Annotated in this window: 11 protein-coding genes; all 11 read left to right on the top strand. The window is 69.1% G+C overall.

Going from position 1 to position 12066, the window contains the following annotated elements:
• Positions 1-326: 326 nt before the first annotated feature.
• The 11 genes from E1264_RS15905 to E1264_RS15855 all read left to right on the top strand — a co-directional run bounded on the left by E1264_RS15905 (position 327) and on the right by E1264_RS15855 (position 11996).
• Positions 327-1415, top strand: a complete 1089-nt coding sequence (locus E1264_RS15905; RefSeq protein WP_132174129.1) for an ABC transporter ATP-binding protein — start codon at positions 327-329, stop codon at positions 1413-1415.
• Positions 1416-1573: 158 nt separating this feature from the next.
• Positions 1574-2272, top strand: coding sequence for an ABC transporter permease (locus E1264_RS15900; protein WP_274704608.1), 699 nt, complete (start codon positions 1574-1576; stop codon positions 2270-2272).
• Entirely contained in the window at positions 2272-3120 is an 849-nt protein-coding gene (locus tag E1264_RS15895) for an ABC transporter permease (protein WP_132174127.1), read from the top strand. The genes E1264_RS15900 and E1264_RS15895 overlap by 1 nt, the downstream gene beginning before the upstream one ends.
• Positions 3121-3127: 7 nt before the next feature.
• Positions 3128-4438 (top strand): MCE family protein, encoded by a 1311-nt coding sequence (locus E1264_RS15890; RefSeq protein WP_243710955.1) that lies wholly within the window; start codon positions 3128-3130, stop codon positions 4436-4438.
• Positions 4435-5466 carry an MCE family protein gene (locus E1264_RS15885; protein ID WP_132174125.1) on the top strand — a complete coding sequence of 344 codons (1032 nt, stop codon included), beginning with the start codon at positions 4435-4437 and terminating at the stop codon, positions 5464-5466. Before E1264_RS15890 ends, E1264_RS15885 begins: the two co-directional genes overlap by 4 nt.
• Positions 5467-6504, top strand: coding sequence for an MCE family protein (locus tag E1264_RS15880; protein ID WP_132174123.1), 1038 nt, complete (start codon positions 5467-5469; stop codon positions 6502-6504).
• A 15-nt stretch (positions 6505-6519) separates the two neighbouring features.
• Positions 6520-7767, top strand: a complete 1248-nt coding sequence (locus E1264_RS15875) for an MCE family protein (protein ID WP_243710954.1) — start codon at positions 6520-6522, stop codon at positions 7765-7767.
• Positions 7764-9071, top strand: coding sequence for an MCE family protein (locus E1264_RS15870; protein WP_132174121.1), 1308 nt, complete (start codon positions 7764-7766; stop codon positions 9069-9071). The genes E1264_RS15875 and E1264_RS15870 overlap by 4 nt, the downstream gene beginning before the upstream one ends.
• Positions 9068-10552, top strand: coding sequence for an MlaD family protein (locus E1264_RS15865; RefSeq protein WP_132174119.1), 1485 nt, complete (start codon positions 9068-9070; stop codon positions 10550-10552). The genes E1264_RS15870 and E1264_RS15865 overlap by 4 nt, the downstream gene beginning before the upstream one ends.
• Positions 10549-11037 (top strand): hypothetical protein, encoded by a 489-nt coding sequence (locus E1264_RS15860; RefSeq protein WP_132174117.1) that lies wholly within the window; start codon positions 10549-10551, stop codon positions 11035-11037. Before E1264_RS15865 ends, E1264_RS15860 begins: the two co-directional genes overlap by 4 nt.
• Positions 11034-11996 (top strand): hypothetical protein, encoded by a 963-nt coding sequence (locus tag E1264_RS15855; protein WP_132174115.1) that lies wholly within the window; start codon positions 11034-11036, stop codon positions 11994-11996. The genes E1264_RS15860 and E1264_RS15855 overlap by 4 nt, the downstream gene beginning before the upstream one ends.
• The last annotated feature ends 70 nt before the right edge of the window (positions 11997-12066 follow it).

The raw sequence follows: 12066 nt of genomic DNA, 5'->3' as shown, positions 1-12066 counted from the left end.
CCACCGGGTGGGACGGCCGCCTCCTTCGCGTGATGCGTGGCCACACCTGGCCGTCCAGGTCTTGGACCGCTAGTCTCATAGGGCTCTAAGTAACGATTGTCTTACGACGTCGCATTTAGCCGCTGATCTGGGCCGGAACCCCTTCCATTTGGACGGGGTGCCGCTACGGTAGGGGAACCCTCCCGGCTACCGGACGGTAGCAATACGGTGGCCACAGAGTGTGACGACAGGACGTGCGACTGACAGACAGAGCGTGACAGACAGAGCCTGTGTGCTACTCGCTCATTGGTTCGGGATTTTCCCCCGGCCTGGACGAAAGGTGACGAGTGGGCGTCGAGATCAGAGTCGAGGGCCTGACCAAGTCCTTCGGCCGCCAGGTGATCTGGCAGGACGTGTCGCTGACCATCCCCGCTGGTGAGATCTCCGTGCTGCTGGGGCCGTCCGGCACCGGCAAGTCGGTCTTCCTCAAGTCGCTCGTCGGGCTGCTCAAGCCCGACCGCGGCCACATCTGGATCGGCGACCGTGACCTGCCCCGCCTGCCCGAGGCCAAGCTCTACGAGACGCGGAAGCTGTTCGGCGTCCTGTTCCAGGACGGCGCCCTGTTCGGCTCCATGAACCTCTTCGACAACATCGCCTTCCCGCTGCGCGAGCACACCAAGAAGCGCGAGTCGGAGATCAAGAACATCGTCCTCGAGAAGATGGAGATGGTCGGCCTGCTCGGCGCCGAGCACAAGCTGCCCGGCGAGATCTCCGGCGGGATGAAGAAGCGCGCCGGGCTCGCCCGCGCGCTGGTGCTGGACCCCGAGATCCTCCTGGTGGACGAGCCCGACTCCGGCCTCGACCCCGTCCGCACCGCGTTCCTGAACCAGGTGTTCATCGACCTCAACGCGCAGATCGGCGCGACGTTCCTCATCGTCACCCACGACATCAACACGGCCCGGACGCTGCCCGACAACATCGGCCTGCTGTACCAGCGCCACCTCGCGATGTTCGGGCCGCGGGAGATGCTGCTGACCAGCGAGGAGCCGGTCGTCCGGCAGTTCCTCAACGCCAGCAAGGTCGGCCCGATCGGCATGTCCGAGGAGAAGGACGAGTCCGAGCTGGAGGCCGAGGCGAAGCTCGGCCACGACCCCGGCAAGCTGCCGCCGATCCCGCCGCAGCAGATGCCGAGCAACGGGATGCTCCGCGCCGGGATGCACGCGCCCGGCGCCTGGTGCGCGGCGCACGGCGTCGTCCCGCCGCCCGGCTCGTTCGTCGACGACCTCGGCCGCAACTGGGTGGAGGAGTGGCCGCGTTACGTGGCGTCCATGACGCCGGTCGGCGCCTCCGGCGGTCCCGCCGCTCCCGGTGGTCCCGGCGGGCGCTTCCCGGGCAGCCCGCCGCCAGGCGGCCAGGGGACGGGTGCCGGGTACTGATGTCCAATCCCGATACCGGTATCGGCGCGAGCCGGCGGAGGGGTGGGAAGGGCGGAGGCTCTTCCGTGACGTTCCGCAAGATCGGCGACGGCGCGGTCAACGTCCTGGTCAAGGAGCCGGGACGGTTCTTCGCCCTGTGCCTGGACACGGGCCGCGCGATGTTCAAGATGCCGTTCCAGTGGCGCGAGTTCATCCAGCAGGCGTGGTTCATCGTCAGCGTCACCGTCGTCCCCACGATGCTGGTCGCGATCCCGTTCGGCGGCATCCTGTCGTTGCAGGTCGGCGGGCTGATCCGGCAGTTCGGCGCGCAGTCCTTCACCGGTGCGACGGCCGTGGCGGCGATCGTCCGGGAGGCGAGCCCGCTGGTCACCTCGCTGCTGGTCGCGGGCGCCGCCGGGTCGGCGATCTGCGCCGACATCGGCTCCCGCAAGATCCGCGAGGAGATCGACGCGATGGAGGTGCTGGGCATCAACCCGCTGCACCGCCTGGTCGTCCCGCGGATGCTCGCGTGCGCGTTCGTCGCGCTGTTCCTGAACGGCCTGGTCTCGGTGGTCGGCCTGATGGGCGGCTACTTCTTCAACGTCATGCTGCAGGGCGGCACGCCCGGCGCGTACCTGGCGTCGTTCAACGCGATCGCGCAGTTGCCCGACCTGCTCCAGGCCGAGGTCAAGGCGTTCGTGTTCGGCATCACCGCCGGGCTCGTCGCCGCCTACAAGGGCCTGAACGCCAAGGGCGGCCCGAAGGGCGTCGGCGACGCGGTCAACCAGACCGTCGTCATCACGTTCATGCTGCTCTTCGTGGAGAACTTCCTGATCTCCAGCCTGTACTTCCAGCTCGTCCCGTCGAAGGGCATGTGATGGCGGCGCCTGGCAAGACGGGGAAGGCGGTCACCCGGGCGGTGAACGCCCCGCTGCAGCGGCTCGACGACTTCGGCCACCAGATCTCCTTCTACGTCCGCGCGTTCGCGTGGACGTTCCGGGTCCTGCGCCGCTACCGCGCCGAGGTGCTGCGGCTGCTGGCCGAGGTGAGCCTCGGCACCGGCGGCCTCGCCGTGATCGGCGGCTCGGTGGTGATCGTCGGCTTCATGACGTTCTTCACCGGCAGCCAGGTCGGGCTGCAGGGCTACGAGTCGCTGAACCAGATCGGCACGGCCGCGTTCACCGGGTTCGTCGCGTCCTACTTCAACACCCGCGAGATCGCGCCGCTGGTGTCGGCGCTGGCGCTGTCGGCGACGGTCGGCTGCGGGTTCACCGCGCAGCTCGGCGCGATGCGGATCTCCGACGAGATCGACGCGCTGGAGGTCATGGCCGTCCCGTCGATGCCGTTCCTCGTCACGACCCGGATGCTGGCCGGGATGATCGCGGTCGTCCCGCTCTACATCGTGGGCCTGCTCGCGTCCTACGGCGCGACGCGGGTGATCGTGACCGTGTTCTACGGGCAGTCGACGGGCACCTACGATCACTATTTCCATCTATTCCTACCGCCCGACGACATTCTCTGGTCATTCGGGAAAGTGATCGTCTTCTCGGTGCTGGTGATGCTGATCCACTGCTATTACGGCTACCACGCGAGCGGCGGCCCGGCGGGCGTCGGCGTCGCGGTGGGCCGCGCCGTCCGCACCAGCATCGTCGTGATCAACGTGACCGACCTGCTGCTCGGCATGGCGATCTGGGGCACGGGCACCGGCGTACGGATCGGCGGGTGACGGCGCTGTGAGTGAGCGGATCAGGTACCGGGTGCTCGGCACGGCGATGCTCGTCGTGATCGCGCTGCTGCTGGCGCTGACCGTCGCCTTCTACAACAAGGCGTTCACCCCGGTGACCGAGGTGACCGTGGACGCCGAGCGCGCCGGGCTGCAACTGCTGCCGCACTCGGACGTGAAGGTGCGCGGCCTGATCGTCGGCGAGGTCCGCGAGATCGACGCGACCGGGAAGGGCGCGACGCTGCACCTCGCGCTCGATCCCGGCAAGGCGAAGCTGATCCCGTCCAACGTCCAGGCGCGGCTGCTGCCGAAGACGCTGTTCGGCGAGAAGTACGTCGACCTGCAGATCCCGCCGCAGCCGGGCCCGCGGGGCCTGGCGGAGGGGGCGGTCATCCAGCAGGACCGCTCGCAGGCCGCCGTGGAGATCGACAAGCTGCTGAACGACCTGCTGCCGCTGCTGCGCGCGGTGAAACCGGCGCAGCTGAACGCGACGCTCAACGCCCTCGCCACGGCGCTGCAGGGACGCGGCGACCAGATCGGCCGCAACCTGGAGCAGGCGGACGAGCTGCTGAGGAAGATCAACCCGCAGCTCGGCACGCTGGTGCACGACCTGAACGGCCTCGCGGACGTGTCCGACGTCTACAACGCCGCGGCGCCCGACCTGTTGAAGACGCTCCGCAACCTCAACGTGACCAGCAGGACGATCACCGACGAGAAGGCGACGATCGAGCAGCTGATCCCGGCGACGACCCTGCTGGCGCAGGACGCCGACACCTTCATGCGGCACAACGGCCCGAAGATCATCGGCGTGAACATCGCGAACCGCGAGGCGCTGGGCCTGGTCGCCCGCTACTCGCCCTCGCTGCCGTGCGTGTTCGCCGGGCTCACCAAGATCAGGCCGGACGCCGAGGAGGCGGGCGGCGGCAACGGTTCCAAGACGTTCAACCTGACCATCGAGATCGTCAAGCCGCGGCCGGGCTACAAGTACCCGCTGGACTCGCCCGAGGCCAAGGACCAGCGCAACCCGCGCTGCTACGGCCTCCCGAACCCGAAGGTCCCCTTCCCCGACTACCTGGCCCTCGACGGCACGCAGGACGACCTGTGGTGGAAGAACCCCGATGACCCGAACGCCCCCGCCGCGGGCGGCCGGGGCCGGGCGCTGTCCAACGTGTTCGTCGACCCGGGCTCGATGAGCGAGAAGGAAAAGATCAAGAACGTGCTCGGGCCGATGACGCGGACCCCCGCCGGCGAGGTCTCCGACCTGTCCGCGCTGCTGTTCGGCCCGCTGCTCGCGGACGGATCGGTGGTGACGATCAGGTGAGGACGACCAGCGCCGCGATCAAGCTGACGATCTTCGTGGTCGTCACCTCGGTGGCCACCGGCGTGCTGGCGATGACGATCGCCAACATGCGCTTCCGGGCCACCATCGAGTACAAGGCGATCTTCACGGACGTGACCGGGCTGCTGGACAACGACGACGTCCGCGTCGCCGGTGTCCGGGTCGGGCAGATCGAGGGCGTCCGGCTTTACAGGGGCAACCAGGCGGAGGTGACGTTCAGCGTCGAGGAGGGCGGCGTGTTCAGGAACGGGCTGCCGGCGTCGACGAAGGCGCAGATCCGCTACCGCAACCTGATGGGCCAGCGGTACCTCGCGCTGACCGACGGCGCGGGCGCGTCCAACGCCTACCTCGATCCCGGCGACACGATCCCGGTCACGCAGACCGCGCCCGCGCTCGACCTCACGACGCTGTTCAACGGGTTCCGGCCGCTGTTCCGCGCGCTGGAGCCGAAGGACGTCAACACGCTCGCCATGCAGCTCGTCCAGGTGCTGCAGGGCGAGGGCGGGACGATCAACAGCCTGCTCGCGCACGTCGCGTCGCTCACCAACACGCTCGCCGACCGCGACAAGGTCATCGGCCGGGTGATCGACAACCTGAACAGCGTGCTCGGCACCATCGACCAGCGGCACGCCCAGGTCGACCGGCTGATCAGGGACCTGCGGAGCCTCATCGGTGGTGTCTCCGACGACCGGCAGGCGATCTTCGACTCGGTCGCGGCGATCAACGGCCTGACCGGCACCACGCAGGACCTGCTCGCGAGCGCCCGGCCGAGCCTCAAGAACGACATCGCCGGGCTCCGCAAGCTGACCGCCACGCTGGACGCCAACAAGGGCGACCTCGACAAGGGCCTGCAGCGGACGCCGGAGCGGCTGGAGAAGCTGGTCAACATCTCGTCCTACGGGTCCTGGTTCAACATGTACATCTGCGGCATGGACGCGAAGGTGCGCCTCCCCGGCGGCCCCGTCTACCAGACACCCGCGATCATGAACGAGAACGCGAGGTGCAAGTAGATGAGGGTCTCGTTCCGGGAACGCAACCCGGTCCCCATCGGCCTCTCCGGGTTCGCGGTCATCATCGTGCTGGTGGTGCTGGCGCTGAACCTGGAGAGCCTCCCGCTCATCTCGGGCGGCGAGACCCACACCGCCGCGTTCAAGGAGGCCGCCGGGCTGAAGAAGGACGAGGAGGTCCGCATCGCGGGCGTCAAGGTCGGCAAGGTCACCGACCTCGAACTCGACGGCGACCACGTCAAGGTCACCTTCAAGGTGGACGACGGCGTCCGGCTCGGCGACCGCACCGAGGCCGGCATCAAGATCAAGACGGTGCTCGGCGCGCACTACCTGGCGCTCACCCCGCGCGGCAAGGGCAAGCTCGGCCGCCACATCCCGATCGAGCGGACGCACGTCCCGTTCGAGGTCGTCCCGGCGATCAGCGAGCTGAGCCGGCGGATCGGGGCGATCGACGTGCAGCAGGTCGCGAAGTCGTTCGACGTGCTGTCGGACACGTTCAAGAACTCCCCGGAGGAGGTCCGCGCGTCGCTGCAGGGCCTGCGCCGCCTCTCCAACACGGTCGCGTCGCGCGACGACCAGCTCCACGAGCTCGCGGGCCGGGCCAAGGACGTGTCGAAGCTGCTCGCCGACCGCAACCAGGACTTCGCCAAGCTCGTCGCGGACGGCGACCGGGTGCTGCAGGCCGTCCAGGCGCGGCGCGCGGTCATCCACCAGCTCCTCGTCAACACCGTCGCCCTGTCCCAGCAGGTCAACGCGCTGATCCAGGAGAACGAGAAGCAGCTGCGGCCGATGCTGGACAACCTGGCGAAGGTCAACAGGGTGCTCCTGAAGAACCAGGACAACCTCGACCGGATCCTGCAGCTGTTCGCGCCGTTCGCGAGGCAGTTCGCGGACGTCACCGGCACCGGACGGTGGTTCGACTCCTGGATCCAGAACCTCGTCCCGATCCCCGCGTCCATCCAGCCCCCGAAGAGCGGCACCGCCAACCGGCAGGGCGGCCAGACGGGCAACACCGACAACCCCCTCCCCTTCCTCCCGTGACCAGGCAGGTTCGTAGTGCGTAACCTGGCAACCCTCCTTCGCCTCGGCGGCGCGGTCCTCGCCGTCGCGGTGCTGGCGGCCGTGCTCCTGCCGGTGTTCCAGGAGCCGGAGCAGCGCCGCATGACGGCGTACTTCACCAAGACCGTCGGCCTCTACAAGGGCGCGGACGTCCGCATCCTCGGCATCCCGGTCGGCGAGGTCACGAGCGTCGAGCCGGTCGGCGACGCGGTGAAGGTCGAGCTGAAGTACGACGCCGAGTACAAGGTCCCCGCGAACGCGCAGGCCGTCATCATCAACCAGACGCTGGTCGCGGACCGCTACATCCAGCTCACCCCCGTCTACAAGGGCGGCCCCGTCCTGGCCGACAAGGCGACGCTGACGGTGAACCGCACCGCCGTCCCGGTCGAGGTGGACCAGGTCGGCGGCAGCCTGAACGACCTGTCCAAGGCCCTCGGCCCGCAGGGCGCCAACGCCCCCGGCCCGAACGGGCAGGAGGGTTCGCTGTCGCGGCTCCTGCAGGTCGGCGCGGCGAACCTGGACGGGCAGGGCGACGACATCCGGCAGACGATCGAGGACGCGTCCAAGGCGCTCAGCACGCTCAGCACCGACCGCGGCGACGTCGCCGAGACGATCAGGAACCTGCGGATCATCACGGACGCGATGAAGGCGAACGACCAGCAGATCAGGTCGTTCACCGGGCACCTCAACGGCGTGTCCGGGCAGCTCGCGGGGGAGAAGGAGGAGCTCAGCGCGGCCCTCAACACCCTCGCGCCGACGCTGCGGAACGTGCAGCGGTTCGTCAAGGACAACCGGACCGAGCTGGCCGCGAACGTCCGCCAGCTCGCCCAGATCACCGGCGTGCTCGTCAAGGAGAAGGACGCGCTCGCCGAGATCCTCACGGCCGGGCCGCTCGCGATCAACAACCTGGCGCGCGCGTACGACCCGATCAGCGGCACCATCCACACCCGCGACAACTTCCGCCAGTTCCACAACCTCGCCGACTGGATCTGCTCGCTCGCCTACTCGGTGGGGACTCCGGCGAAGCAGTGCCTGGACTTCGTCCGCCCGTACAACGGCATCGGCAAGGCGCTGACGGGCTTCAGCCTCGACCTGTCCTGGATCACGGCGCTGACCACGCACTACGACCCGGTCCCGATCCCGCCGGACGCCTACGGCCCGCAGGGCCCGCCCAGGTCGGGCACCCCCAACAACGCGTCCAGGCCGACCGACCTCAGCGCGCTCCTGCCCGGAGGTGGCCGATGACCACGAGACGGCGGGCGTGGCTGGCCGGTGCCGCCGCGGCGGTGGCGGGCGCGGTGGCCCTGTCGGGCTGCTCGTTCAACGGCGTCGAGTCGATCCCGCTGCCCGGCGGGGCCGACCTCGGCTCCAACCCCAAGACCGTGAAGATCGAGTTCGCGAACGTGCTGGACCTCGTCCCGCAGTCGGCGGTCAAGGTCAACGACGTCTCCGTCGGCCGCGTCGACAAGATCGACCTCGCCGGCGGGGCCGCGAGGACGGGCGGGCAGAGCGGCTGGCACGCCGTCGTCACCGTGAAGATCCGCGGGGACGTCAAGCTGCCCGACAACGCCGTCGCCACGATCGGCCAGACCAGCCTGCTCGGCGAGAAGTTCGTGCAGATCGAGCCGCCGCGCGACCAGGCCCCGGCCGGGGAGCTGGCCTCCGGCGACCTGATCCCGCTGAACCGCACGATCCAGGGCACCGAGATCGAAGAGGTGCTGTCGGCGATGTCGCTGCTGCTGAACGGCGGCGGGCTGGAGCAGGTCTCCACGATCAGCCACGAGCTGCAGGCCGCGATGCGCGGGCGCGAGCCCACGATCAGGTCGGTGCTGGAGCGCGTCAACACCTTCGCCGGGACGCTCGACCGCAACCGCGCCGCGATCATCCGCGCGCTGGACAGCATCGACCGGCTGACCGGCAAGCTGTCGGCCGAGCGCAAGACGATCCAGGACACGATCGACGAGACGGGCCCGGCGATCTCCGTCCTGAACCGCAACCGCGCCGACCTGACCAAGATGCTGGTGGCGCTCGACAAGCTCAGCCGCACCACCACCTACGTGATCAACCAGTCGAAGGCCGACCTGCTGGCCAACCTCCAGGACCTCGACAAGATCCTGCGGAACCTCAACAAGGCGGGCGCCGACCTGCCGAAGTCGCTGGAGTCGCTGATCACGTTCCCGTTCCCGGCGACGTTCGGGAACACGATCGAGGGCGACTACGGCAACGTCCGGCTGACGCTCGAGCTGGACTTCGAGTCCATCGCGCAGAACCTGCTCGGCGGCACCGACCTGGAGGGCCTGCTCGGCAGCGGCCGGGAGATGCGCAACATGCTCCAGGTGCCGAACGTCACCCTGCCCGACACCCCGCTCGGCGTGCTGCCCGAGATGCCCGGCGACACCGGCACCGGCCCGGGCGGCCCAGGCGGTTCCGGCTCCGGCCCCGGTGGGCTGCTGCCGGGCCTGCCCGGCCTCCTGCCGGGGGCTCCGGGCGCGACCACTCCGGCGCCGACGAAGGCACCGTCCGGCACGAAGAAGGGCGGCACCCCGTGATCCTCAAGCGCGGCGTCATCCTCCAGCTGATCGCGTTCGCGGTCATCACCGTCGTCGGCGTGACGATCGTGTCGGTGAACTACATCGGCATCGGCCGCGACCTGCTCGGCCGCCAGTACGTCGCCTACGTCGACCTCACCGACTCCGGTGGCGTGTTCACCAACGCCGAGGTGACCTACCGGGGCGTCCCGGTCGGGCGGGTCGGGCCGATCGAGCTGACCAAGGACGGCATCCGCGTGAAGCTCCTGCTGGAGCGGGGCGAGCGGATCCCGCGCGACGGGACGAAGGCGGTCGTCGCGAACCGGTCGGCGGTCGGCGAGCAGTACATCGACCTGGAGCCCACCAAGAAGGCCGGCCCCTACCTGGACGAAGGCGACCCGTACACGATCCCGCGCAACCGCACCACGCTGCCGGTGTCGACCGCCGAGCTGCTCCGCAACGTCGACGCGCTGGTCGGCTCGGTGAACACCAAGGACGTCGGCGTCATCGTGGACGAGCTCGACAAGGCGTTCTCCGGCTCCGCCGAGGACCTCCAGTCGATCCTGGACGACACCGACCGCCTGCTGAAGACCGCCGAGGCCGCCTACCCCGACACCAAGCGGCTTCTCGACAACAGCGTGACCGTCCTGGACACCCAGCGCGGCCAGGGCGCCAACATCCGCGGCTTCGCCCGCAACCTGAACGACCTCACCACCTCGCTCCGCAACGACGACCCGGCTCTGCGCAAGACCATCCAGAACGCGCCGGGCACCGTCGACGAAACCCACAAGGCCATCAACCAGCTTGCGCCCACGCTGCCCGTCTTCCTGGCGAACCTCACCACCACCGGGCAGATCATCACGTCGCGCAAGGCGGGCCTGCGGTCGCTGTTCATCCTGTACCCGGTGACGGTCGCGGGCGCGTCCACCGTCAACCCGGGCGACGGGACCCAGCACCTGGGCCTCGCGCTGAACATCGACGACCCGCCCGCGTGCACCGAGGGCTACGAGAAGACCAAGCACCGCTGGCCGCAGGACACCTCCAGGAAGAAGCCGCGCCTGGACGCCGGGTGCAAGGCCCCGCACGACGCGCCCACGGGCGTGCGCGGCAGCCGCAACTTCCCGCGCGACGCCATCGCGCCGTACCCGCAGGTCCCGCCAGGGGCGACCGCGGGCGCCGGATTCCCGGAGGGCGGCGCGACCGGAACCGAAGGCGATGGCGATGGCGACGGCAAGACCGAAGCCAAGCCCTCGGACAAGAACTCCCCGCAGAATCCCGGAAACACCACGGCCGCGGCGGCCCCGACCGGACGGCTGTCCGATGGGCGGCTCTACCTGTCGTATCCGGCCGATTCAGTCGAATTCGCTGGATACGATCCAACGACCGGTGCGGTCTATGGCCCCGACGGCAAGCGATATCTCATGCCCCGCAGCGCCGGTACCCGTCAGTTGGGAGAGGAATCCTCGTGGAAGTGGCTCCTTCTCGGACCGCTGAGCCAATGAGGCGCGGCCTGTCTCCGGCGATCGCGATCGCCCTGAGCGTCGTCGTGATCGCCCTCGCCGTCGCGTCCGGCTGGCTCGGCGTGATCACCCTCCAGAACCGGGACGAGGCCGATCAGAAGGCCAAGGCGATCCAGTCGGCGCGGCAGATGGGCGTCAACCTGATGTCGCTGGACGCGTCCACCGCCCAGCGCGACCTGGACCGCATCGTGGCCGGCACCACCGGCAACCTGAAGAACAAGCTGGCCTCCCAGTCGAAGGCCTTCATGGACCAGATCACCAAGTACAAGGCCAGGTCGACGGTCAGCGACGTCGACGCCGCGCTGGTCTCCATCGACGACGATTCCGCCGAGGTGATGGTCTCCCTGAACGGCACCGTCACGAACGACAAGGTGAAGAACGGCACGCCCCAGGGCTACCGGTACCAGATGGACCTTTCGAGGGTCGATGACCGGTGGCTCGTGTCCGGACTGGAGGTCGTCCCGTGACGATCAAGCCGAAGGACAGGGCGGCGGAGCAGGCCGCCAAGGCCGAGGAGGCGGCGGAGGCCGCCCGGCTCGCCGAGGAGGCCGCCGCCAAGGCCCGCGAGGCCGCGCGCCTGGCGAAGATCGCCGCGGACGCTGCCGCCGCCGAAGCGGAAGCCGAAGAGGCTGAGGACGCCGAAGAGCCCCCGGAAGAGATCGACGAGGCCGAGGAGAGCGAAGAAGCCGCCAAATCCCTCCAGAAGCCGCAAGACTCGCCGAGGGACTCCGAAGACGCGTCCGAGGGTGACGGCGCGTCAGAGGGCGACTCAGAGTCTCCGGAGGGCGCCTCCGCCGCTGCGGACGCCACCGAAACCGACGAAGAGCCCAAAAGTACGGCTAAATCGGTCAAGCTCCGGAAGGCCGCCGCGCCCAAGGCGTCAAAGGCGTCCAAGACCTCCAAGACGGCGGACGCGCCGCGTCGCCGCCGGCTCGGTTCGGGGAGCATGGGGACGGTCATCGCCGTCCTGGCCGTCCTCGTGATCGCGTTCGGTGCCGGCACCGTCGCGCTCGCCCTGAAGGTCCGCGAGCAGAACGCGACCGAGGCGGCGGGCAAGGACGCCGCGCAGGCCGCGTCGCACGCGGTGCAGAAGCTGTCGTCGTACGACTACCGGACGCTCGACGCCGATCTGAAGGAGGCGTCCGCGACGACGACCGGCAAGCTGCACACCGACTACGACAAGCTCGCCCAGCAGCTCAAGACGGTCGCCGTCCAGCAGCAGGCCGTCGCCACCACCACGGTCATCAAGGTCGGCGTCGTGAGCGCGACGCCGGACAAGGTCGTGGCCCTCGTCTATGCGAATCGATCGTCGGCCACCAAGGACGACAAGCAGCAGACCCTGCCCGAGCCGCTCCGCATCCGGGTGACGCTGCTGAAGCAGGACGACGGGAAGTGGCTCGCGTCGGAACTCAGGGTCATCTCCTGACCAGCGGGCATCACCTCGCGACACGTGTTCCGCGTGGAGGAGTCCGGCCTGCCCGGAGGCTTAAACTATG

Origin of the sequence: Actinomadura sp. KC216 (assembly GCF_004348535.1) — a bacterium.
Classification (GTDB): Bacteria; Actinomycetota; Actinomycetes; order Streptosporangiales; family Streptosporangiaceae; genus Spirillospora.
Note: the sequence above shows the minus strand (reverse complement) of the source record. Positions and strands in the feature narration are given on the sequence as shown.